The organism is Myxococcus sp. MH1 (assembly GCF_059738865.1).
In genome coordinates this window covers 9840504-9864357 of record NZ_AP026947.1, presented here as the reverse complement: position 1 = coordinate 9864357, position 23854 = coordinate 9840504, and the positions used below count along the sequence as shown (strand labels likewise).

General features: G+C 70.6%; 18 protein-coding genes. 8 read left to right on the top strand and 10 right to left on the bottom strand.

Features of this window, described 5'->3' with window-relative positions; all coding sequences use genetic code 11:
- The first annotated feature begins 72 nt into the window (after positions 1 to 72).
- From AC6JA9_RS39045 to AC6JA9_RS39030, 4 genes are all read left to right on the top strand, one after another.
- Positions 73 to 561: a hypothetical protein gene (locus AC6JA9_RS39045; RefSeq protein WP_223782848.1), complete on the top strand. Its 489-nt coding sequence runs from the start codon at positions 73 to 75 to the stop codon at positions 559 to 561.
- A 105-nt stretch (positions 562 to 666) separates the two neighbouring features.
- Positions 667 to 1392, top strand: a complete 726-nt coding sequence (locus tag AC6JA9_RS39040) for an SDR family NAD(P)-dependent oxidoreductase (RefSeq protein ID WP_223749600.1) — start codon at positions 667 to 669, stop codon at positions 1390 to 1392.
- Positions 1389 to 2210 (top strand): dihydroneopterin aldolase, encoded by an 822-nt coding sequence (locus AC6JA9_RS39035; RefSeq protein WP_408888883.1) that lies wholly within the window; start codon positions 1389 to 1391, stop codon positions 2208 to 2210. The genes AC6JA9_RS39040 and AC6JA9_RS39035 overlap by 4 nt, the downstream gene beginning before the upstream one ends.
- Positions 2211 to 2225: 15 nt before the next feature.
- Entirely contained in the window at positions 2226 to 2969 is a 744-nt protein-coding gene (locus AC6JA9_RS39030; RefSeq protein WP_408888884.1) for a queuosine precursor transporter, read from the top strand.
- 9 nt (positions 2970 to 2978) lie between these two features.
- Here the strand turns inward: AC6JA9_RS39030 and AC6JA9_RS39025 are convergent, their stop codons facing one another.
- The 7 genes from AC6JA9_RS39025 to AC6JA9_RS38995 form a co-directional block, all read right to left on the bottom strand.
- Positions 2979 to 4292: an outer membrane protein assembly factor BamB family protein gene (locus AC6JA9_RS39025; RefSeq protein WP_408888885.1), complete on the bottom strand. Its 1314-nt coding sequence runs from the start codon at positions 4290 to 4292 to the stop codon at positions 2979 to 2981.
- An 89-nt stretch (positions 4293 to 4381) separates the two neighbouring features.
- Complete coding sequence (locus AC6JA9_RS39020) at positions 4382 to 5149, bottom strand: ATP-grasp domain-containing protein (protein WP_223749604.1); 768 nt, start codon at positions 5147 to 5149, stop codon at positions 4382 to 4384.
- 8 nt (positions 5150 to 5157) lie between these two features.
- Positions 5158 to 6066 carry an alpha/beta fold hydrolase gene (locus tag AC6JA9_RS39015; RefSeq protein WP_223749605.1) on the bottom strand — a complete coding sequence of 303 codons (909 nt, stop codon included), beginning with the start codon at positions 6064 to 6066 and terminating at the stop codon, positions 5158 to 5160.
- Positions 6063 to 7187 carry an alpha/beta fold hydrolase gene (locus tag AC6JA9_RS39010; protein ID WP_267699122.1) on the bottom strand — a complete coding sequence of 375 codons (1125 nt, stop codon included), beginning with the start codon at positions 7185 to 7187 and terminating at the stop codon, positions 6063 to 6065. The genes AC6JA9_RS39015 and AC6JA9_RS39010 overlap by 4 nt, the downstream gene beginning before the upstream one ends.
- On the bottom strand, positions 7184 to 7597 hold the full coding sequence (locus tag AC6JA9_RS39005) for a hypothetical protein (protein WP_074954179.1): 414 nt from the start codon (positions 7595 to 7597) through the stop codon (positions 7184 to 7186). The genes AC6JA9_RS39010 and AC6JA9_RS39005 overlap by 4 nt, the downstream gene beginning before the upstream one ends.
- A gap of 40 nt (positions 7598 to 7637) precedes the next feature.
- Positions 7638 to 8297 (bottom strand): Uma2 family endonuclease, encoded by a 660-nt coding sequence (locus AC6JA9_RS39000; RefSeq protein WP_408888887.1) that lies wholly within the window; start codon positions 8295 to 8297, stop codon positions 7638 to 7640.
- Between the two features lie 84 nt (positions 8298 to 8381).
- Positions 8382 to 9131, bottom strand: coding sequence for an SDR family oxidoreductase (locus tag AC6JA9_RS38995; RefSeq protein ID WP_223749609.1), 750 nt, complete (start codon positions 9129 to 9131; stop codon positions 8382 to 8384).
- Positions 9132 to 9551: 420 nt separating this feature from the next.
- Between AC6JA9_RS38995 and AC6JA9_RS38990 the strand changes: the two genes are divergently transcribed.
- The 3 genes from AC6JA9_RS38990 to AC6JA9_RS38980 all read left to right on the top strand — a co-directional run bounded on the left by AC6JA9_RS38990 (position 9552) and on the right by AC6JA9_RS38980 (position 15153).
- Positions 9552 to 11210 carry a right-handed parallel beta-helix repeat-containing protein gene (locus AC6JA9_RS38990; protein ID WP_223749610.1) on the top strand — a complete coding sequence of 553 codons (1659 nt, stop codon included), beginning with the start codon at positions 9552 to 9554 and terminating at the stop codon, positions 11208 to 11210.
- A gap of 168 nt (positions 11211 to 11378) precedes the next feature.
- Complete coding sequence (locus tag AC6JA9_RS38985) at positions 11379 to 13244, top strand: PAS domain S-box protein (RefSeq protein ID WP_255653490.1); 1866 nt, start codon at positions 11379 to 11381, stop codon at positions 13242 to 13244.
- Between the two features lie 10 nt (positions 13245 to 13254).
- Positions 13255 to 15153 (top strand): ATP-binding protein, encoded by a 1899-nt coding sequence (locus AC6JA9_RS38980; RefSeq protein WP_473569865.1) that lies wholly within the window; start codon positions 13255 to 13257, stop codon positions 15151 to 15153.
- A 16-nt stretch (positions 15154 to 15169) separates the two neighbouring features.
- On the opposite strand, the gene AC6JA9_RS38975 is transcribed toward AC6JA9_RS38980, so the two are convergent.
- The 3 genes from AC6JA9_RS38975 to AC6JA9_RS38965 form a co-directional block, all read right to left on the bottom strand.
- The gene (locus tag AC6JA9_RS38975; protein ID WP_497958654.1) at positions 15170 to 20062 is read right to left on the bottom strand and encodes a hypothetical protein; all 4893 of its coding nucleotides are present in this window, start codon (positions 20060 to 20062) and stop codon (positions 15170 to 15172) included.
- Positions 20063 to 20276: 214 nt separating this feature from the next.
- Complete coding sequence (locus AC6JA9_RS38970; protein ID WP_497958653.1) at positions 20277 to 21365, bottom strand: bifunctional methionine sulfoxide reductase B/A protein; 1089 nt, start codon at positions 21363 to 21365, stop codon at positions 20277 to 20279.
- Positions 21366 to 21806: 441 nt separating this feature from the next.
- The gene (locus tag AC6JA9_RS38965) at positions 21807 to 22685 is read right to left on the bottom strand and encodes a GspE/PulE/PilB domain-containing protein (protein ID WP_497958652.1); all 879 of its coding nucleotides are present in this window, start codon (positions 22683 to 22685) and stop codon (positions 21807 to 21809) included.
- Between the two features lie 323 nt (positions 22686 to 23008).
- Between AC6JA9_RS38965 and AC6JA9_RS38960 the strand changes: the two genes are divergently transcribed.
- Entirely contained in the window at positions 23009 to 23749 is a 741-nt protein-coding gene (locus AC6JA9_RS38960; protein WP_046716649.1) for a MotA/TolQ/ExbB proton channel family protein, read from the top strand.
- Positions 23750 to 23854: the final 105 nt, after the last annotated feature.

Sequence of the window (23854 nt, the reverse complement as noted above, 5' to 3'; positions counted from 1 at the left end):
CGGAACTCCTGGTGTTTGAATGTTCCTGGGGGTGCCCCGTCAGAAGGTGCAACACGACGGAGGATGGACGACATGGCTTTCAAGACTGCTCTCGCGACCCTGGCTCTCGGCACCCTGTTCTTCGGTTCCTCGACGGCCCTCGCGGCCGACAGCAGCATGCGCGACTGGGCCACGCAGCAGGCCCGCCGCAACGATGACCGCCGCCACGACGACCGCCATGACGACCGCGGTCCCCGTCCCGACCGCTACGAGGCCCACGTCCACAACGGCCACTGCCACCACGCTCCGGCGCCGCGTCCGCCGCCGCGCTCGCAGGGCCGCTACGAGATGCAGACGGTGAGCCGCTGGGTCGAGGGTCGCTACGACCAGGTGTGGGTGCCGGAAGTCTGCCAGGAGCGCGGCAACCGCCGTCACCGCGTCACCCGCTGCACCGGTGGCTACTACGAGAACCAGTGGGTGCCGGGCCGTTACGTGCAGACCACGGAGTGGGTGTGGGTGTCCTACGACCGTGGCGGTGACTGGCGCTCCAACCGCGTGCACCCGGCCAGCTACGTCCGGTAGCACTCGCTGAAAGACCTCCAAGGGGACGAGGGGCGGTGCCGGGATACGGGGGTATCCGGCATCGCCCTTCGACTTTTCAGCGGGGCCTGTTAGTCAGTGCGCCGCATGGGGACGGCCTTCATCACCGGAGCAGGAATCCGCATCGGTCAAGCGGTGGCGAGGGCGCTGGCCCATGCCGGATATGACGTCGCGCTGCACGCGAACCGCTCGCTGGAGCCGCTGAGCTCGCTGGCGGACGAGCTGCGCGCCCTGGGCCGCCGGGTCACCGTGCACGCCGCCGACCTCAGCCGCCCCGAGGCGGTGGATGCCCTGGGCGCGAGCGTGCGCGAGGCCTGGCCCGCGCTCGACGTCGTCGTCCACAACGCGGGCCTCTACGAGCGTGTGCCCTTCGAGGACATCTCGCGCGAGCAGTACCGCACCATGCTCGGCGTCAACCTGGACGCGCCCTTCTTCCTCACGCAGGCGCTGTTGCCCTCGCTGCTCGCGGGGAAGGACCCCGTGGTGGTCCACATCTGCGACATCGCGGGCGAGCGGCCGGAGAGCCACTTCGCGCACTACTCGGTGAGCAAGGCGGGCCTGCTGATGTTGACGCGCGCGCTGGCGGTGGAGCTGGCCCCGCGCGTGCGGGTCAACGCGGTGTCGCCCGGCGTGGCCGCCTTCCCGGAGAGCTTCGACGCCGTCGCTCGCGAGCAGATTCTGCGCCGCATCCCCATGGGGCGCGAGGGCAGCGTGGAGGACGTGGCGCGCGCCGTCGTCTTCCTCGCGAAGGACGCCCCCTACATCACCGGGCAGGTCATCGCCGTCGACGGTGGCAGGAGCGTGATGCTGTGAGCGCCGAGCTGGCCTTCCATCCTCCCGTGGTGCGCGACAGCCAGGGGCGCTCGCTGGATGTCATCGAGCTGCGCGGCCTCACGGTGGACTGCATCGTGGGCGTGTACAACCGCGAGCGCGTGCTGGCCCAGCCGCTGCGGTTGGACGTGGCCCTGTTCCTGGACACGCGCAACGCCGCCACGGGCGGGCGGCTCGCGCACACCGTCAACTACGGGCGACTGGCGGGCGAGCTGCGCTTCCTGTTGGAGGCGTGTCGGTTCGAGCTGCTGGAATCCGCCGTGGAGGCGGTGAGCCGCTACCTGCTCGTGCCGCCCACCCAGGATGTGCCGCGCGCGCAGGTGCAGGCGGCCACGGTGCGAGTCATCAAGCCCCTGGCGCTCGGTGGGCTCGCGCTGCCATCGCTCCAGGTGCACCGCACGGCCGAGCAGATGAGCTACGCCTCCGAGGAGCGCTCCTTCGGTCACCTGGACGTCATCCACGAGGGCGCGGGTTACGGCGTGCACCGTCTTCGCGTGAAGCCTGGTGGCAGTCTCCCGGCGAGCGAGGATGCGGCGGTGGAGGCGAGCGACCTGGTGCTGGGGCCGGAGCTCCTGATGCAGGGCCACCCCGTGGCGCGAGGCATGGCGTTCCATGATGCCCCGTCCCTGGCGCATCGTTACGACAACCCCTCGACGCAGGAGCAGACGGTGCTGCGGGTGTCTCGGCCCCGCGTCGTGACGTCCGAGGCGCCCCGGGTGCACGAGGCCCTCGGCGGGACTTCCTATTACCCTCTCGACGAGCCCGCGGCGCCGGGCCTGGCCGCCGACACGCTGCCCTGAGGACGACGCGACACCATGCAGCTCGACAGACGGATGCAGCTCTTCGTGGTGCTGGCGGCGGTGTTCGTCACGGCGCTGGTGGTGGGAGACCTCATCGCCGTGAAGCTGTTCGAGGTGCACCTGGGCGGCGTGGTGGCGGTGATGTCCATCGGCATCCTGCCCTTCCCGGTGACGTTCCTGCTGACGGACATCCTCAACGAGTTCTACGGCAAGAGGACGGCCCGCTTCGTCACGTGGGTGGGCTTCTTCATGGCCATCTTCGCCTTCGCGGTGATTGCCATCGCGGTGCAGGTGCCCATCGCGCCGCTGACGCGCGCGCCGGACTACCTGGGCACGGTGGAGAGCGCGTTCAACAACGTCTTCGACGGCTCGCAGCGCATCCTCGTCGCGTCGATGGCGGCCTATCTGGTGGGCCAGTTCACGGACATCGCCCTGTTCAACCTGCTCAAGCGCGTCACGAAGAACCGGCTCCTGTGGCTGCGCGCCACGGGCTCCACGCTGGTGTCACAGCTCATCGACACCGTGGTGATGCAGTTCGTCGCGTGGACGGGCGTGCTGCCCACGAAGGTCATCGTGGGCATCGTGCTCTCGTCCTACGTCGTGAAGGTGCTCGTGGCGGTGGGCCTGACGCCGTTCATCTACCTGGGCCACTCGCTGGTGGAGCGCAAGCTGGGCATCAAGCCCCTGGTGCTGGGCGCGGACGGTGAGCCCGAGCCTGCCGCGGACCTCGCAGCCCCCGCGCAGTCGCGCGCCGCCTGAGGCGGGGGCTCACGGCACCAGGCGCTGGAGGAAGGTGTCGGTGTCGTCGGCGGTGAATGGCTCCTGGGCGCCGAAGGCCCGCGTGCCGGTGAACGAGCCCGCGCTCGCGAGGTCGCCTCCTGGCAGGAAGGTGATGTCCCGCAGCTGGAGCCCCGGCGCGCAGGGCTCGGTGACATAGGGGGCTCTCCACGACAGCGCTCCCCGGGCGCTGAGTCGCGCCAGCTCCGAGCCGCAGCCATGACGGAAGAGCACCGCCGTGCCGCCCTTCACATCCGACGTGAGCCGCGCGCCGCTGGCCTCCGCCGACGCCGTGCCCGTCAGCGCGTGTCCCCACAGGGGGCGTCCCGCCGCATCCGCCGCGAGGATGAACGCGGCGCGCGGACAGCCCCGCGCATCACAGGTGGGCGAGAGCACGGAGCCACCCCAGTGCAGGATGCCCGCGAAGTCGCCGGTGAAGCGCAGCCCGCCGTCCGCGGCGAAGGCGACGTGGGTGAAGTTCGGTGCGTCGGGGCCCACCTCCAGCTCCCAGTACACTTCGCCGACGGGTGACAGCCGGGCGATGAAGCCGATGCTCTCGAAGGGCGCCAGGGGCCGCTGGCCCACGAGCACCGCGCCGCCATCCGGGTCCAACGCCACGGCGGACGCCGAGGACATCGCGGGGAGCTCCTGGGACCACCGGACGGTGCCTCGCGCGTCGTAGCGCGTGACCAGCCGTCCGTGCGCCACCACCACTTCACCCTCGATGTCCGGCGTCAGCGCCTTGAGCGTGCCCGTCGAGCGGGCCCACTGCGGCGAGCCGTCCGCGGCCAGCTTCGCCACGAAGTGGCTGTCGGCGATGAGCGTCTCGCCCAGTCGCAGCCGTCCCTCCACCTTGCCGGCGATGAAGAGCTCCGCCGTGGAGGCGATGCCCAACAGCTGCGCGTGCGCAATGGCGGGGCCTCTCTCCGAGGAGGGCTCGGCCGTGAAGGTCCGCGTCCAGAGCACCTGCCCCGCGCCATCGTGATGCGACAGCACGAGCGACGTGCCGTTCGCCTCCACCGATGTGGGACCGGAGGTGCCCGTGGCCCGCGAGGTGCCCAGGAGCACCAGGCCGCCGAGCCCATCCGAGGCCAGGGCCACGACCTCCTGCTGTCCGGGGAGCCGCGAGTGGACGGTCCACCGCGCGTCACCGGGCTCGAGCTTCGGAGGCTCGGGAGGCTGCGGAGGAGGTTCCTCCTCGCGCGGAGGAGGCTCGATGGGGGCGTCGCTCCCACCACAGCCGAGCACGGTCCACATGCCCAGCATCAGCCCCGCCGTGCTTGCCCGCCACCGTCCCATGTTCATTCCCCGTGAATCCGCTCGTCCTCCGGCCGGTGGCCAAGCTGGGGCCCGATGCTCCCGGAGGCAAGGTGGGCGTTGGGGACTGAACGAAGTCAGGGCAGGGAGGCGCGCGAGCGGGTCAGCTCGCGCCAGCGCGCGAGGGTCAGCGCCGTGTAGGGCCCGCTCTCCAGGCCATAGGCGCCCAGCGAGAAGCCGTCATTCCACTCCACGAGGGCGGTCTCCCCCGAGGAGAGCACGCCGAAGTCCACGGCGTAGCCCGCGGTGGCCTCCCCGGAGGTCTCCAGCAGACGAAGGGCCTCGCGCACGCGCTCCTCGTCGAGCGCGACGGTGGGGTCCCCCGCGTAGTGACGGATGCCCACGGATGTGCCCTGCGCCACGAAGACGCGGTACTCGGTGCGCCACTGCACCACGTCCGAGCAGAGGAGCGGCGTGGCCCGAGACGCCCTCTCGAGGAAGAGCAAATCATCGGCGCTCTGGAAGACGTGCCCCGTGAAGCGCTTCCTGCGTCCCTGGGGCTTGGCGAACACAGGGGGACTGGAGACATCGAGCACCCTCGCGGTGAGCTCGCCCACCGTGCTGCTCCACAACCGGCGGTGGAGGAAGGGCGTGAGGCAGGAGGGATAGTCCCGGGTGGGGGGCGGCTCGATTCCGAGCTGCTTCAAGGCGCCCAGGACCGTGGGCACATAGCCCGCGACGAGCGTGTCCGGGGTCAGTGGGAGCTGTCGCCGCTCCAGGCGCTTGGCGGTGAAGCACTCCGTGGGGATGCCCAGCGCGCGCAGGCCCTCGAGCAGCAGGCGCATCTCCGGCTCCATCCGCCCGTGCGACTCCTCCTCGATGAAGGCCCGCGTCAGTCCGTGCATGCGGTGCCTCAGCCTCCCGCGCGCGCGAGCGGCGTGAGGATGTCGCGCCAGTGCGAGTAGAGGGAGAAGTGCCCTCCGCCCGGCAGGAAGTGGGGCACGGCGGTGGGGATGCGCGAGGCGAGATAGCGCCCCATCTGCGGCGGCACGATGCTGTCGCCGTCCCAGTACCAGAGGTCCACGTCGCGGCGAATCTCCTCGAGCGGGAAGTCCCACGGCGACGCGAGGATGTGGGCCTCACGGCGGATGCCCGCGACACCTTTGCGCGTGGCCTCGCGTCGCCAGCCCTGCACCTGCGCGGCGATGAGCGGGTCGGACAGCACGCGACGGTCATCCGGAGAGGCGTGGGCCATCACCGCGGCGAGCGCGCGGTCGGGGTTCGCGCGCACCTGTCGGTCATGCATCGCGAGCAGCGGGTGCAGCACCCACTCGGGCCAGGCGGCCATGGCGTAGGCGTTGCGGTAGTCGCGATTGACGCCCTCCATGCCCCCGGGGCGCTTGAGCGGCGAGGCGCCGGAGACGATGGCCGCGCGGAGGATGCGGTCGTCCAGGTGCCACGTGGAGACCGCGGCGTAGGGGCCACCCGCGGACACGCCGAAGAGGGAGAAGCGCCCGATGCCCAGCGCGTTGGCGAGCTGCTCCAGGTCGCTCGGGAAGTCGAGCAGCGTGCGGCCGGGTTGATGGTCGGACAGGCCGTAGCCGGGGCGGTCCGGCGTGATGAGGCGCACGCCGAGCCCGTGGGTGATGCGGTCATCCGGGTGGCGCATGTAGCGCGAGCCCGGATTGCCGTGGATGAAGAAGACGGGGACGCCGTCCAGGTCGCCCGACTCCACGTAGGCGAGCCGTCGCCCGTCCTTGAGTCGCAGGGAGCCTTCGCGCACCTGCACGCCGGAGGTCCTGTTCGAGAACGCGGTGTTCATGACTCCATCGCTTTCGAGCGAGCGCCAATCCATTCGGCGATGGAGGGCCACACGTGGGTGGAGCCCTTGCTGGATGCGGACAGGCCGATGTGGCCGACGGGGTAGCGCCGCGTCTCGGCGTCCTTCGTGCCCACCAGCTTCACCAGGGGCTCGCTCATGGCGGGGAAGGCGATGGTGTCCTGCTCGGCGATGACGTTGAGCACGGAGGCCTGGATGCGTCCCAGGTCGATGTTCTCTCCGCCGACCTTCATGCGTCCCTGGTGGAAGAGGTTCTGCTGGTAGCAGTCCTTGATGTACTGGCGATAGACCTCGCCGGGGAAGGGCACGGGGTCGGCGCCCCAGCGCTCCATCGCGAGGAACGTGGTGACGAAGTCCGGGTCGTCGATGCGGCGGCACACCTCCAGCCAGCGGGTGACGCGCTGCACGGGCGCCACCATGAGGAAGCCGCTCTCCAGCACGGGCGTGGGCACGTTGCCGTAGGCGTCCACCAGCGAGTCCACGTCGAAGTGGTTGGCGGAGGTCCACAGTGTGTAGACGCCGCCCTTGCTGAAGTCCACGGGCGTGGCCTGCGCCACCAGGTTGCGGATGCCCTCGGGATACAGCGACGTGTACGCGAGCGCGAGCGTGCCGCCCATGCAGTAGCCGTAGAGCGTCAAATCCCGGCTCTTGCTGACCCGGAGCGTCCAGCGCACGGCGGTCTGGATGAGCCCGCCGAGCAGGTCGGACCAGGTGAGGCGCTCCTCTTCCTGGCCGGGCACGCCCCAGTCGATGGCGTAGACGTCGAAGCCCTCGTTCGTGAGGTGCTCGATGAGGCTGCGGCCCGGCAGGAAGTCGAGGATGTACCAGCGGTTGATGAGCGAATAGACGAAGAGGATGGGCGTGCGGTGGCGTCGGCGGGGCGCGGCGTAGCGGAGCAGCCGCATGCTGCCGCGCGTGTACACCACGGTGTGGGGCGTGGCGCTGACGGGCGGCTCACGGACGCCGGACGCGCGCTCGATGAAGGGCTTGAGGTACGGGTACGGGTTGAAGGGGCGGGCCTTGAGCGCGTGGGCGACGGCGCGGGTGAGCTGGAGCTGGCCCGTGACGAAGGAGCGCAGGCGCTGGGGCGAGGAGGCGGTCATGGCGCGTCACCGGGCTTCTTCGCGGTGTCGGAGGCGGCCTCTTGTTTGTGGAGCAGGTCCACGACGACCTCCAGCTGGGAGCCGAGGGCCTCGACCTGGTCGTTCACGCGGCGGAGCTGGTCGCGGAGGTTCTCGACCTCGGACGTGGTGGGCAGGCGCAGGGTGCGCAGCGCGCCCTCGACGAAGCTGTTGCGGCGGATGCGGGCGTTGAGGCCCTGGCGCATCACGGTGCCGCTGGCGCGCAGATAGGTGGGGCTCTCGGCGACGCGAGAGAGGGCGCGGGTGAGGCCCTGTTCGGCGCGGGTGAACACCTTGCCCGTGCGCGTCTCCGGATGGGTGAGGTGGCCCAGGAGCTTCAGGCTCCGGGCGAGGAGTCCCCGAGGAGGAGGCGGACGTTCCGAGTCGCTCATGGCCTTGAGGCTAGCCCAAGGGTGCGCGGGAGCGCAGGGGTCAGCGCTCGAAAAGTGAACCGAGATTCATGTTTTGGGCGATGAAGGGCTCGGCCCGGATGTTCACGGCGCCGGTGTGCGTGGCGCAGGGCGTCCAACGCCCGGCCTCCAGCCCGTAGACCTCCAGTTGCTGCTGGCGTGGGTCCAACAGCCACAGGTGCTTCACGCCCGCGCGGGCATACAGGTTCATCTTCGCGCCCCGGTCCCGGGAGGCCGTGGAAGGGGAGAGGACCTCACACACCCAATCGGGAGCGGTCGTCATCCCCACGACCTGTGGAAGCTCGGGCATGCGCTCGTGTCGCCATGCGGCCAGGTCCGGCACGAGCACATTGGGCCCCAGATGCAGCTCGGGCTCGGGCAGGAAGACCCAGCCCCCGGGGCCTCGCCTGCGGAGCCCCTGCTCGAACGGACTCAGCACGATTGCCAGCCGGATTGCCGCACGTCCATGGGGAGGCAGCGGACGCGGACTGACGTGCAGCTCACCGTCGATGATCTCTCCCACTACATGCTCGGGAAGCTCTTCGAGCACTCGGTAGAGGCTCCTGTCGATGGGCGACTCGTCACTCATGTCGCCCCCAGGATGAGACTCCACCACCACCCGTGCAACCCGACCCCTGACCTCGTGCTGGATGTCCTCGTTCATCCGTTCAGCATGAATCATACCTCTGACATCCTCAATCAACCTGAGGACTCATTGGGTATGAGACCCGGAGAGCACGAAAACTCCGGGCTGGCCCCAGTCCGCTCAGCCCTGACGCTTCACCGCGAGCGGCCCGAAGGCCTGCGCCACGGGCATCAGCGACATGACGTTGATGTTCACGTGGGCGGGCCGCGTCGCCACCCAGTGCACCGTGTCCGCGATGTCCTCGGGCGTCAGCGGCTGCGTGTTGGCGTACACCGACGCGGCGCGGGCGTCGTCACCGCGGAAGCGGACGTTGGAGAACTCCGTGCCTCCCACGAGCCCCGGCTCGATGTCCGTCACTCGCACCGCCGTGCCCAGCAGGTCCGCGCGCAGGTTCAGGCTGAACTGCTGCACGAACGCCTTGGTGGCCCCGTAGATGTTGCCACCCGGATACGGATAGTCCGCGGCCACCGAGCCCATGTTCACGATGTGCCCCCGGTTGCGCGCCACCATCCCGGGCAGCACCGCGTGCGTGCAGTACATGAGCCCCTTCACGTTCGTGTCGACCATCACCTCCCAGTCCTCGAGCTTCGCCGACTGCGCGGGCTCCAACCCCAACGCCAGCCCCGCGTTGTTCACCAACACGTCCACCTCGGCGAACCCGGCGGGCAGCCCGTCGACCACCCGCTTCACCGCCTCGCGGTCCGTCACGTCGAGCGTCACCGGCAACAGCCGCTCCCCCAGCTCCGCGCGCACCTTCTCCAACAGCTCCGTGCGGCGTCCGGTGGCGATGACCCGCGCGCCCTCCTGGATGAAGCGTCGCGCGATGGCCAGGCCGAACCCGGCCGTGGCTCCCGTAACCAGCACGTTCATGACGTCTCCTTCGGATGTGTTGCCCGCGCGCTAGATGGCACGGCCCACCGGCCCGCGCACGGGGAAAGGCCCCACTCCACGGCTCGTCAGGGCCGGCTTCACGACGCGCCCCCGCTCGCACGCTCCCGTCCGGAGCGGGCTTCTCCCAGAGTGAAGCCTGCGCTCCCGCCCCGGGAATGAATCCGCCTTCATCCGCACACCTGCCGAAATAGCGAGGCGAATCCGAGGCCGTCCGAACATCAGCACGGCTTCTTCGTGCTCCACGCAACCGCCTGGAATCGCGTTTCTCGCCTTCTTCCCCTCCGGCCTGGCGAGCCTGGCTTGCCGTTGCCTCGGGGAATGAACAGGGCGCGAGCCCCGATTGGCGGCCGTCCCCGCGAGCGCCCCACACGCCGCGACCCACACAAGGAGTCCGACCGGATGCGCCAACGCTTACCGCTGATGACGGCTTGCTGCTCCGTGGCCCTGCTTGCCCTCCTCGCCTGCAACGGCAAGAGCGAGCTGACGCAGAACACGGGCTCGAGGCCGTCTCCGGACGGCACACCCTCGACGGGCACCGGGAACCCACCCGCGCCCACCACTCCCACGACGCCGACGAACCCCACCCCCGAACCCTCCTCGCCCGACCCCGAGGAGCCCTCCGAACCCACCCCCACCCCCCAAGAGCCCACGCCGGAGCCAGAGCCGCAGCCGCCCCCCGAGCCGCCGAAGCCCAGCTACACGCGCATCCTCTGGGTGGCGCCCTCCGGCAGCGACAGCGCCTCCGGCACCGAGAACGCGCCCCTGCGCACCGTGACGCGCGCCCTGACGCTCATCGCGCCGGGCGAGGCCATCTATCTGAAGACGGGCAACTACGCCGAGCGCCTCAAGCTGGAGGAGCGAGGAGGCTCGGAGGCGAAGCGGCTCACCGTGAAGGCGGCGCCGGGCCACGCGCCCGTGGTGAAGCCCAGCGGTGAGTCCGCGCTGGTGGACGTGCGCGGCGCGTACTGGAACGTGGAGGGGCTCACGCTGGACGCGGCGGGCAGCTCCACCTTCGCCGTGCTGTGGCGGGGCAGCGCCGCGCACCACGGCGTGCTGCGCGACTGCGTGGCGAAGAACGGCACCGCGGGCGCGGGGCTCAACGTGTCGGAGAAGGCCCACGACATCCTCATCGAGGGCAACACCATCTCCAACTTCAGCCGCGGCAGCAGCGACAGCCACGGCGTCATCGTCCAGACGACGTCCAAGAACGTCGTGGTGCGCGGCAATGACATCCACCACAACTCGGGCGACGCCGTGCAGTGCATCGGCCCCGAGGGCGGCGCCACCGTGTCCGGCACCCCGTTCGACAACCTGCTCGTGGAGGACAACGAGCTGCACGAGAACCGGGAGAACGGCGTGGACGTGAAGACGTGCACCCGCGTCACCCTGCGCAACAACATCATCTGGGGTCACAAGGCCACGTCGTCCTCGCGCGGCGAGGGCATCGTCATCCACCTGTCCGCGTCCGACGTGACGGTGGAGGACAACGTGCTCTACGGCAACGGGCGCGCCATCAACGTCGGCGGCAACCGGGTGAACGGGCCGCCCGCGCGCATCGTCATCCGCCGCAACCTCATCCGCGACGGCCTGGGCGGCGGCGAGGACGGCGGCGGCATCCGTGTGGACACCACCCACGACGTCAAGGTGCAGCACAACACGGTGTGGAACATGCCGGGGCCGTGCCTCACCTTCGGCCACGGCGACACCGGGCCGAGCGCCAGCCTGGACGTGCGCAACAACGTGTTCGCGGGCTGCGCGGTGAATGTGCGCGCGGGCTCGGGGCGCTCGGGCGCGGTGATGGACGGCAACCTCTTCTTCCGCACGTCGGGAGCGGCCGTGTTCAACGTGGATGGCTCGGACACGGGGCTTGCGGACTGGCGCTCTCGCACGGGGCTGGACAAGCGCTCGTTGGAGAAGACCCCGGCCTTCGTCAACATCGACACCGGGGACTTCCGTCTGGGAGCGAACTCGGCGGGTCGCAACGCGGGTCTGGGGTTGGGATTGACCTTCTGTGGCACGGCCCCCGACCTGGGGGCATTCGAGTCGGACTGCCCCTGAGGCATCGGGGCGTGTAGAGTGGGCACCGTCCCCCCTACCGCCCCGACCCTCCACGTGCCGTCTCCGTTGGAATTCGCTCTTGGCATCACGCTGGTGCCTCCGGCCTCGCCCGCGCGGGAGCTCCTGGCCGCGTCCGCCGCGCGCGCCGGCCTGCGCGTGGTGGATGGCATGGAGGGCGCCGCCCTGGTGCTGGTGGACCTCACCGCGCTGGGCGGTGGCCCGGACCTCCAGGCCCTGCTCGACTCACCGCGCGCTTCGCACGTCACCCTGGTGGCCCTGGTGGAGCCCACCGAGCGGGGCTTCGCCGCCGCCGAGCCGCTGCGCCCCGCGGACGTGCTCACGGTGCCGGTGGCCGCGCACGAGCTCATCTTCCGCCTCCAGCGCGCCGCCGGACGACACCTGGAGCGCGAGGCCCAGGAGCGCGGCCAGGAGGACTTGTCGCTCCTGTTGGAGCTGACGGCCGACTACGCCGAGACGTCGGACGTGGAGGCGCTCCTGCACGGCGTCACCCGGCGTCTGGCGGAGAAGCTGGACATCGCGCGCGCCACGCTGGTGATGCTCGGCCGCAACGCGGACGAGGGCGTCATCGTCGCGGCGAGCGATGACCCGGCGCTCAAGGATTTGCGCATCGAGCTGTCGCGCTACCCGGAGATTCGCGAGGTGGTGCGCACCGGTCGCCCGGTGGTGATGGAGGAGGCGCCCACGCATCCGCTGCTCGGCGACGTGGAGCGGCGCGCGGTGGCGGCCCGGGGCATCCACGCCATCGCCGCGCTGCCCCTGCCCATCCGAGGCGAGGTGCGGGGCGTGCTGCTGCTGCGCGCGGCGGGACGGCGGCGGACGTTCACGCCTCGCGAAATCGACTTCCTCACCACGGTGGCGCACGCCACGGCGGTGGCGCTGCGCAACGCGTCGGTGCTCCAGCTGGTGCGCGGGCAGACGGAGGCGGAGAAGACCGCGCGCCTGGCGGCCGAGGAGCAGGCGGCGTCCTTCAAGCCCTACCAGCTCTTCTTCGCGCACGTCAGCGAGGGGGTGGCCATCCTCGACGACAAGGCGAGCGTGCTGTCGCTCAACCCCTCCGGCGCGGCGATGCTGGACTATCCGGCGCCCGAGGCCCGGGGGCGGCACCTGCACCAGGTGACGCAGCCGGTGGACGACGGCGTGCTGATGGAGCTGGTGACGGCGGCGTCGCGCGGCGAGGCGCGCTCGGGCGTGGACGTGGAGGTGTGCACGGCCACGGGGCGCAAGCTGACGCTGTCGATGTCGGCGGCGCCGCTGCGAGACGAGGACGCGGCCACCATCCTGTCGTTCCGCGACGTCACCGACGCGCGGCGGCTGGAGGACGAGCTGCGCCAGACGAAGGACTTCCTGGAGCGGCTCATCGACTCGTCGGTGGACGCCATCATCGCCGCGGACCTGAAGGGGCGCATCATCCTCTTCAACAAGGGCGCGGAGGCGCTGTGCGGCTACACCGCGCAGGAGGCGATGGCGAACCTCACCGTGGAGCAGCTCTATCCGCCCGGCGTGGCGCGGCGAATCATGGCCACGCTCAGGGGGGCGGAGCACGGCGGCAAGGGCCGCATGTCGCTGACGCGCGAGGACCTGGTGCACCGCACCGGTGAGCGGGTGCCGGTGAACATGACGGCGTCCATCGTGTACGAGGGCGGGCGCGAGGCGTTCAGCGTCGGCATCTTCACGGACATGCGCGACCGGATGAAGCTGGAGCGCAAGCTGTCCGACGCGGAGACGCGGCTGGAGGAGAGCGAGAAGAGCGCCGTCATCGTCGCGCTCGCCGGCACCGCGGCGCACGAGCTCAATCAGCCGCTGACCTCGGTCATGGGGTACGCGGAGCTGCTCAAGCGCAAGCTGAAGGAAGAAGACTTCGCCTGGAAGCCGGTGGACATCATCTACCGCGAGGCGGAGCGCATGGCGGAGATCGTCCGGAAGATTGGGAAGATCACCCGCTACGAGACCAAGGCCTACATGGGGGAGCAGCAGATTCTCGACCTGGACAAGGCGACCTCCCATGAAGACTGAGACCCGAGCCATGCGCATCCCCAGCGGCCCAGGGCCCGAGTCCTTCCAGGCGTTCTTCGAGGCGCTCGACGCGCCCGTGGCGCTGTGTGACCCCACGCTGCGGCTCTTGGCGGTCAACGAGGCCTTCCACCGCTTCTGCGCGGACCACCACGTCACGGTGGAGGACGTCGCGCGCACGCTGTCGTCGGTGGGCGTGCCGGTGGACAACTCGAGCTGCGACGTGGAGCTGCCGTTCGCCGGGAAGCCGGGCGCGGTGGTGACGCTGTCCAGGCGGGGTGACGTGGTCGCCGTGCGGGCGAGGAACGACCCGGAGCTGGCGCGCAACCGGCTGGTGGTGGCGGAGCGGGCGCTGCTCGAGCAGGCGCGCACGGAGGGCGTGCTGCTGGACCTGGGCCGCAGCGTGGCGGAGGCGGGAGGCGAGGAGGAGCTGGTGGCCGCGGTGGCGCGCGGGGTGAAGGAGCTGTTCCCCGGGCGCTCGTTCTGCATCCGAATCACCGACTCGCGCACGGGCGGGCTGACGTCGCTCTACGCGGAGGGCCGGCTGAAGGAGGGCGCGCACGAGCCGCTGGTGTTGCTGCAGCGCGCGGTGGAGAAGCTGAACCTGGGGCGCGCGGCGCTGCCGCCGGGGCGGGTGACGGTGCTGGGCGAGGTGCCGCTGCTCTTCGTCGGGAGCACGCACGGCGTGAGCGCGCCGCTGGTGGCGAGCGGGCAGCTCTTCGGCGCCATCAACATGGAGTACCCGGAGGGACTGGACGCGGACGTCCAGCACGACGAGCGCGTGCTGTTGCAGCTGGCCAGCCAGGTGGCGGTGGCGGTGAAGAACGCGAAGCTCATCGACGAGCTGACGTTCGTGCGCAAGTACCTGGAGGACCTGCTGGAGAAGGCGAACGCGCTCATCCTCGTCGCCAACCGGGACAAGCAGGTGGTGGTGTTCAACCAGGCGCTGAGCGCGCTCACGGGCTTCCGGAAGGAAGACGTGCTGGGCAAGGACATCTTCTGGCTGGTGCCGGAGAGCGAGCACCTGCGGCTGTCGCAGGTCATCGCGGCGGCGATTCGCGGCGAGTCGGTGAACAGCTTCGAGACGCGGCTGTTGTCACGCGAGGGCCACGAGGTGCGGGTGTCCTTCGCCACGTCGTCGATGCTGGCGCACCACGGCGAGGTGGAGGGGGTCATCGCCATCGGGCAGGACATCACGGTGGTGAAGGAGCTGGAGAAGCGCATCATCCACGCGGAGAAGCTCGCGTCGATTGGGCAGCTCGCGGCCAGCGTGGTGCATGAAATCAACAACCCGATGACGGCGGTGGCCACGTACGCGGACGCGCTGTTGCAGCGCTCGCGGACGACGCCGGGTGCGAACCCGGCGGACCAGGAGAAGCTGCGGAAGATTTTGGAGAGCAGCCATCGCATCCTGCGCTTCACGCGCGATTTGGTCAGCTATGCGCGGCCGGCGCAGGACCGGCCGGAGCGGGTGCAGCTCAACGCCGTGGTGGACATGGCGGTGGGCTTCTGTGAGCACGTGGTGGGGCAGGCGCGGGTGAGCGTGCACCGGGAGTACTCGGAGCTGCCGCCGCTGTCGGCGGTGCGGGCGAACCTGGTGCAGGTGTTCGTCAACCTCATCACCAACGCGTGTCACGCGATGCCGCCGGGCGGCTCGGTGATGCTCTCGACGCGGCGCGAAGGTCAGGAGGCGGTGGTGTCGGTGCGCGACACGGGCACGGGCATCGACCCGAAGCACCTGCAGCGCATCTTCGAGCCCTTCTTCACGACGAAGCCGGAAGGGAAGGGCACGGGGCTGGGGTTGTCCATCTGCCAGGGCATCGTGGAGAACCACGGTGGCCGGCTCACGGTGGAGAGCACCGTGGGCGCGGGCACGACGTTCTCGGTGCGACTGCCGCTGCCCGTGGAGTGACAGCGGCCGCCTTTGCTCAGTCCCAGCCGCGCAGCTCCACGCGGACCTTGCGCACCAGCAGCTCCCACTCCTGACGCTTCATCGTCGTCAGGATGCGACCGCCGATGAGCGTGAGGCCCGCGAGCGTCATCACCAGGAAGCCGATGCGATGGTCCCTCAGGCCCGCGTCGAGCAGGTTCGCCACCACGTCCAGCGTGAGGAACAGCGTGCCCAGCGCCAGGTACGCACGAATCTGCAGCGCCATGCCCACCACGACGCCCAACAGGCACACGCCTCCGAAGACGAGCGCATACGTCCCGTCCGGCGACTGGCCCACGCTCATCGCCAGCTTCGACGCGGCCGGCACGTACAGGAGCATCCCGCCCAGGATGCGCACCGTGTTGCGCGCCGCGTGCGGCAGGCTCTCCGTGAAGAGCTGCCCCAGCATCAGCAGCAACAACCCCAGCGGCGCCAGGTAGATCTCCAGCCCCTCCAGTCCGAAGGCCAGCGCCGCGATGAGCAGCGCCAGGTTGCACGCCGCCGCCGCGAAGGCACCGAACATCCGACTGCGCTCCACCGCCCCCAGCGCCGCGTACAACAGGCCCGAGCCTCCCGCGAGCAGCGCCGCCTCCCGCGTCGCCTCGCCCGGCAACACCAGCGCCATGCCGATGGGCAAGAGCGCCGCGAACCTGCGCGTCGCCGCCTCCACCGGCTTCACCCCCGCGCGCCGCGCCATCACCGTCACGCCCACCAACACGAAGCCCAGCGCCAGCGCGAAGAGCGCGTCGTGCTCGGCCCGAAGCCCGGAGGCGTACAGCGCCCGCACCATCGCGTACACGCCCACCACCGCGAGCTGCACGAAGTACACGTGCCGCCCCGTGTGCTCCACCCAGGCGCAGTGCAGCGCCACCAGCACCGACAGGCCGATGGCCGCGATGGCCAGCCTCAGCGCCTCGTCGGACGGCTGCCCCACCACGGCGAAGAGCGTGAGCATCAGCCCGCTCGTCACCAGCCACCCGTCGCGCCCCCACGTCATCCCGCCCGCGATGTCCAGCCGCCGCGTCCGCGCCCACCGCTGCGCCGCCTGCATCGCCGCCACCGCTCCCGCGGCCGCGAGCGCCAGCGCCGCGCCATGCGCCGAGAACAGGTCGTCATAGCGAAGCCAGGGGCCCGACAGGCTCGCGCGGATGGTGAAGAACGTCATCACCGAGGCCACCACCGTGGCCCCCATCATCCCCGTCGCCATCGCCGCGACGAGTGACGCGAACGAACCCTTCCAGCGGAGCGCCGCCACCATCACCGCCGCCGAGGACAGCGCCAGCGTCACCGCGAAGGCCGGTGACACCATCCACGTCCCCCCCAGGCCGATGAGCACCTCTCCCAGGAGGTTGAGCGCCGCGAACGTCGGCGACGTGTCACCGTTCACCGCCAGCGCGTACAGCCCACCGGCCGCCAGGTAGACCATCATGGCCTGCTGGATGCGGACTCGTGCCGGTCCCTCGGGCATCCCACGCCGCGCCACCACCCACGGCCCCACCGTCACCACCAGCAGCCCCACCAGCGCGAGCACCGGACCCGGCCACGCCTCGAGGATGGGCACGCGATGCGCCGCGGCGTGCACCAGCAAGAGGACGCTCACTCCCAGGACGCCGCGCCCCTTCGTCCGTGCCCCGCCGACGAACAGCACCACGCCCGTGGCGAAGACCAGCCCCGCCGCCGTCAGCCCGGGCTGGAAGAGCGCCGCCAGACTGACGAGCACCACCGTGGTGACCGCGCGACGGTGCAGCAGGTGCCGGAAGGACTCGGGCAGCCCACGAATCGAGGCCGCGGCGTAGACGAGCCCCACGGCCGCGATGCCCACGAACGCGCGCTGCCACAGCAGGAACAGCGTGTCCCCGGGCGAAAGCCACGCGCCTTCCTGGAGCCAGTGGTAGCCCTCCGCGCCCGCTCGCACCCACTGTCCATCCGGTGGCGCCAGCGACACGAGCGACGGCCCCAGCAGCGACTGCCGTGCCGCCCAGAGCGCAGCCCCTGGAATCCCCAGGTACAGCCCCACGTTCGCCAGCGGCACCGAGCGGAACGAGCGCGCGAGCAACAACATCAGCATCGCCGCGCCCAGCACCATCAGCGGCGGGATGATGCCCAGCGCGCGAGACGGGTCCGGCAGGCCGACGAGCACCGCGCCCTTGAGCAGGACGAACACCAGCGCCAGCACGCCCGCGTGGGGCACCAGATGGTAGTGCGGCCCGTGAGAGGGCTTCTCCAGTCGCGCCGCCACCCACGGCCCGAAGCGCCGCGTCGCCAGCGCAATACCCCACAGCGCGATTCCGACGAGCGGATGGCGCATCGCCACGATGTCCGGAGGCAACGGACGACCCGCGCGGTTGATGATGGCCGTCAGCGCGATGAAGCCACCCATCGCCGCCAGCGCCACCACCGTGCCGCGCAGCTGCCAGTCCACGAACCCACGCGACACGAAGGCCAGCAGCGCCACCGCGGCGAGCATCCCTCCCGCGAGCAGGCACAGCGCGCGCTCCGCGTCGGAGGGCAGCGTCAGCCAGTGGGCCAACGTGAGGGTCGCGATGATGGCCTGGGCCAGCGCCACCGTCGCGAAGCCGTCCGTGTAGAGCGACAGCCCTCGCGCTCCCAGGGGGAGGGGGACCAGGTCGAACACCTTCCGTCCCCAGAAGCCGCGCACGGGCGGCGTCCCGTCGGTCACCACGGGCACGCGAGGACGCAGGGCCGCGAAGACGGCGAAGCCGAACGCCACGGACGCGGCGACGAGCGCCGCCCGCGCCGACTGGAAGTCCCACGTGGTCCCCAGCACCTGCGACACGACGAGCGAGACACCCAGCGCCGCCAGGAGGGTGACCAGCCGGGTTTCATCCCGCCGCGCTCGCAGGAGCAACCACGCGGACGCCCACGCCGTGGGCAGCGCGAGCCACGCCGTGCCAGGCAGTCCCGAGAGCAGCTCGGGGACCACCGGCGAGACGGCGACGGACAGCACCACGCCCGCCGAGGCCAGCACCATCGAGAGGTCATCCAGCGGCAACAACGCGTCGCGCGGAGCCGCCGGCTTCGCCCACGCGAGCTGCACGTGCCCCACGACGCCGTAAAGCGTGGCCAGCAGCGAGAAGACCGCCAGTCGGCTCCACTCTCCCGTCAGCTCCGGGGTTCCATCCACGAAGGCCAGCGCGCCGAAGAGCGCGGCCAGGCCTCCCAGGTAATGCAGTGCGCGCCAGCGCCAGCCGCCCGTGACATGCGCGACCAGGGCGATGCACAGCCCCGTCAGGACGCGCGGCCACGGCGTGCTCTCGCCCTCGAAGCGCGCTACCAGCGGCATCGACGCCACCGTGGCGACCAGGCTCCACGTCAGCAGCTTGATGCTCAGCATCGCCGCCGCGAACCTGCGTGAAGCGAACATCAACCCGGACGCGGCCACGGCGCCGCCGAACACCCACCAGCCCGCATCCGTGGGCGCCACGACACGCGCCACCAGCACACCCGCCAGCAGCGTGGCCATGACCGCGGGATGGACCAGGGCCCGACGTCGCGACTCGAGCAGGAAGAAGACTCCCGCGGCCACCACGGGCGCGAGCGCCGATGCGGCGGCGACCTGAACATCATCTCCGGCGCCCAGGGTGAACGCACCCAGCGCGCCCGCGAGCGCCCCGGCGGACAGCACCGCGTGTGCCACCGTCTCGACCACCGCGCTCAGTCGCGGATGCGTCCCGCGCGCGAACTCCGTGGTCGCGGCCAGCGCGAGCACCGTGGCGAGCCCCTGCGTCCAGAGCGTCATGCCCGCGAACAGCGCGCCGCCCGGCTCCATCGCGTCGAAGCCCGAGGGCGCGCTCGCCACGGCGAACACCGCCAGCCAGAGCGCGCCATAGAGCGCGGCGCAGGCGGACACCAGCACCGTGCTCGCGTCCTTCGCGGCCCGCCCTCGCCACAGCGTGGCACCCAGGGCCACCACACCCACCGACGCGCAGAGCACACGCGCCCACGGCGCATCGTCGAGCCCCATCAACGGCAGTCCCGCGAGCAGCGACGGGAACAGGGCCAGCGCGAGCGCCGACGCGGACGTCCCGTACAGCAACCGGCCCGCGGAGCGCAGCGGCACCAGTCCAATGGCCGTGACTCCGAGCGCCACGGGAATGCCCACCGTCAGCGACAGGCCCACGAGCGAGGACATCGCGATGAAGGCCACGGGCAGCAGCGCGAGCCCGATGCCCGACAGCACGCGGCCCACGGGCAACGAGCGGCGTGACAGGAACACCCCCAGCCCGATGAAGGCCGCGTGGTAGCCCCACAGCGCGCCCGTCACGAGGAGCTGCCGGGGCACGCCGCCCAACGCCTGCCAGGCCTCGCGCACGCCCATGAGCGAGCCGCCCAGCACCAGCACCGCGCCGAGGAACCACCAGATGAAATCATTGAGCCGGGCCGAGCTCGCGGGCTCCGCATCCAGCGCTACCATCGCCTCCAGCCCGCCGCCCAGCGCTCCAGAGGCATCCCGCGCGAAGAGCGACTGTCCCGAGCCCAGCGCGGAGCCCAGGTCGTCCTCGCTCGCGTCGCGGTCCCCGTGCTTGCGGCGAGCGGCCTGCTCACGCTCCTCCTTCGCCGCGTTGTCCAACGAGCGCGCGAGCGCTCCGGCCCATCCCCACGTCCAACCCTCCGCGCCTCGCACCGACGCGGCGACACCGTCCGCCCAGGCCTCCACGCGCGCGGCGGGGTCCAGCGGCGGCGCGACGGGCTCGACGGGGACGACTTCCGGCGCGGTGACGACCGCGGGCTCGGCGATGACCGGCGTCAGCGTTCCTTCGAGCCGCAGCGCGGTCGACTCATCGATGAGCGCGCCGTCGCGCCAGGACGCGATGTGTCGCCACAGCGTCGTCTTGACGAGGGCCTCGAAGTGCGGCTCGGTGACGGGCACGAGGGCGTTGCCACATTCCTGGCATGACTCCCCCGATGCCCCGTCGCGAAGTCGCGCGCAGACTGGGCAGATCATCCACCCAGCATAGCCGCACTCACACCCACCTCGCTTCGCCTGCTCGGCGGGTCATGAAACATCCAGCCTGAGTCGCGAAGTGCTCTCACGCTTTCCCCATCTCTGGGGCGTACGAGCGGCCTCGAGGGCGCGGGGTTTCTCAGTCCCTCATGTAATGGCAGGTGTATCCGCCTGGATTCTTCACCAGGTAGTCCTGGTGGTAGGCCTCGGCGGGGGTGAACTCACCGGCGCGGACGATTTGCGTGACGACGGGGCGCTTCCACTTCCCGGAGGCATCGACGCGGGCCTTCACGGCCTCGGCCACCTGCCACTGCCTGTCGGAGAGCACGAAGAGGGCGGAGCGGTACTGCGTGCCCACGTCATTGCCCTGGCGGTTGAGCGTCGTCGGGTCGTGCATGCGGAAGAACCACTGCTCCAGCAGCGTCTCGTAGCTGAGCACCTTGGGGTCGAACACCACGCGCACCGACTCGGCGTGTCCCGTCCTGCCCGTGCTCACGTCTTGATACGTGGGCCGCTCCAGCGAGCCCCCCGTGTAGCCGACGTCCGTCTGGAGCACGCCCGGAATCTTGCGCAGCAGGTCCTCCATCCCCCAGAAGCAGCCACCCGCGAGCAGCGCCGTCTCGGTGACACCGGACGCGGCCAGCGCCTTGCCCACGTCGACCTTCGGCGACGCGGCGCTCGTGGGCTTGCGACCGAACAGCGCGAGCCACTCGCCGTACCCCTGCTTCTCCAAATCGTTCACGGACACGAAGCGCAGCGACGCGGAGTTGATGCAGTAGCGCTGCCCCGAGGGGCGCGGGCCGTCATCGAACAGGTGTCCCAGGTGCGAGTCGCCGGCCTTCGAGCGGACCTCGACGCGCACCATGCCCAGGCTCTCGTCGCGCTTCTCGACGACGCGGGCGGTGTCCACGGGCTTGGTGAAGCTGGGCCAGCCCGTGCCCGAGTCGAACTTGTCGCGCGAGGAGAACAGCGGCTCTCCGGTGACGACGTCGACGTAGAGCCCCTCTTCGTGGTGGTTCCAGTACGCGTTGCGGAACGGTGGCTCGGTCGCCGACTCCTGCGTCACCTGGTACGCGACAGGGGAGAGCGTGCGGCGCAGCTCCGCATCCGAGGGCTTCTCGTAGCGGCGGGTGTCCTTCGTCACCGCGAGCGTCCCCGACTCGAGCGCGCCGCCTCCCGAGGCCGCGCCGCTCGCCTGGGTGCACGCCGCGAACACCGCGAACGCCATGCATAACCACAGGCTCCGCGAGGCGCTCGCTGAAGCGCGATGCGAGGTGACGACGAAGGTGGACGACATGGCGCAGACCTCTTCCGGTGACGCCGCGACGCGCGGGGGTTCTGTTCCCTTACGCGCGGGCCCCGAAGTCGGTTTCAGCCGCGGTGACACTTGTGTCGCGGGCGCCCCGGACAGCCGGCGGACGACCGAGCCCGCCGCGCCACGCATGCCCGCGAAAGACACGTCGCCAATCCTGCAGGGAGTCGAGGGAGGACCGGCCGTGGCGCCGCGCTTCGAGGCTCACGTGATACCGCAGTCGTTTCGAGCCCGCCGCGCTTCCCGACACGCACGTCGCCCTCGATGCGGGATGTCGGCGTCTCGAGGGCAGCCCCGCGAGGTGCGGATGAGTGCTGTCGCGACACCCGCGCCAGCACCCCGGAACGACGACGAGGCTCAGCCTTCCTGCGGCTTGTCCTCGTCGTCCAGCTCGCGGCTGAACTCCTCGTTCGTGAGCAGGCCCTTGCGCGCCATGATGCGCATCAGCGCCCAGAACTTCCGCTCCAACTCCTCGACGCGGTCCGGGTCCTCGCGCGCCTGGCCGAACAGATAGTCCAGATCATCGAGCACGCCGCCGCCCGAGGCGGGCTTGGGCTTCGCCGCGGACTGCTCGCGCTTCTGCTTGCGCTGCTCCTCTCGCGTGCGGATCAACTCCGCCAGCGACGTGCGCTGCGTCGTCTCACCCGGAGGAAGCTCCTCGCCGACGATGACCTCCTCGTCATCCTCCTCGGGCGCGACCGGCGCGGGCTTCGCGGGCACCGCCGGACGCGGACGCGCCGTGGGGGCGGGCCGGGGCGGGGTCGCCGCCGCCGTGCCGCTCGCGGTCGCCACCGGCACCTTGTGGTAGTAGCGCAGGATGGCGCCACGCACGGCCGACAGCGCCGCCACGCGCACGCTGACCTTCAGTCCCGTGGTGAACTCGATCTCCTCCACCGCCGGCACGTTGAGTGGATCACTCATCGCGACCACGAGCTGACGGCGCCCGCCCACGCTCTCCAACGCGATGGGGAACAGGTCGTGCTGCTCGCAGAACCTGGCGCGCAGCATGTGCACCGCCGCCCACTCGGGAGTCACCGCCGCCAGGTCCACCTGCGGCATCCCCAGGGCCTGGCTCAGCGCCCCCGCGAGCGTCGCCTCGGTGATCGCCCCCTGCGCGATGAGTGTGGCTCCCAACCGCTGGCCCGATTTCCGATGGGCCGAAAGCCCCGCCTCGAGCTGCGCGACGCTGATCGCCCGCTGCTCCAGGAGCAGCTCGCCAATGCGCTTCCTCGCCATGGCGCCGGCATTACCACGCGGCCCCCAGGCGCCCAAGCGCCCGCAGACACAACCGCCCGTTCTTGGGAAGCCCCCGGAAATGGCCCGCATTGCTGCCTGGAGTCCATGCTGGCAAGGGGTACTCCAGCGCAAAATTCCTGTGAGATTTCAGCACTTAACGCCGGGCCCCCTGCCTTGACACCCCAGACAGCCATTCCTAAAGTCGGCACCACCGTTTTCAACATCCATTCCTGCCGCCCAATCACTGGGGCGCACGCCCGGGGGGGCGACAGGTTCTGGAAGGTCCGGAGCGCCGGGCCGAGCCGCCGTGGAGGCAAGACGCGATGAACCTGGGGTTTTTGACGAATCTGGCCGTGCTCGCCAACGCGGGGGGCCCCGAGCGGGGCTTCTTCGAAGAGATTGCCAAGCGCTGGGAGGCCGGTCAGTGGGGTATGTACCCCATCGCCGCGTGTCTCGTGGTGGCGCTGTCCATCATGGTCGAGCGCACCATCGTGCTGTTCGGCAAGGCCTCCATCAACAAGGAAGCCTTCCTGCGCGGCCTCAAGAAGCACATCTACGCGGGTGACCTGGACAAGGCCATCAACTACGTGGCGGGGCAGAAGTCCACGCCGCTGACCAGCGTCATCAAGGCCGGTCTGATGAACGTCCCGAAGGGCCAGGACGAAGTGCAGGCGGCGCTCGACGAGGCCACCCTGCGCGAGACGCCCCGCCTGGAGGCCCGCTCCGGCTACCTCGCGATGCTCGGCAACGCGGCGATGCTCGCCGGTCTGCTCGGCACCGTGTCGGGTCTCATCTCCTGCTTCGAGGCCGTGGCCAACGTGAACCCGGCCGACAAGGCGACCATTCTCGCCAACGGCATCTCCGAGGCCATGAACTGCACGGGCTTCGGGCTGGTGACGGCGATTCCCTGCCTCATCGCCTTCTCCGTGCTGATGGGTCGCACCCAGTCGCTGGTCAACGACATCAACGAGACCAGCGTCTCCGTGCTCAACCTCATCGTGGCGAACAAGGACAAGTTCAAGAACCTGAACGTCCCCGCCGCTCGGGACCACCACGACGACTGAGTCGGGCCTCCCGCTCGGGAACCCGCGACCCGGGCGCGCTGTCCTGTCCCCATGAGTGGGGACGTGCGGCGCGCCCCTTTCAGTCTCTTGCCGCGCCTCACCGCG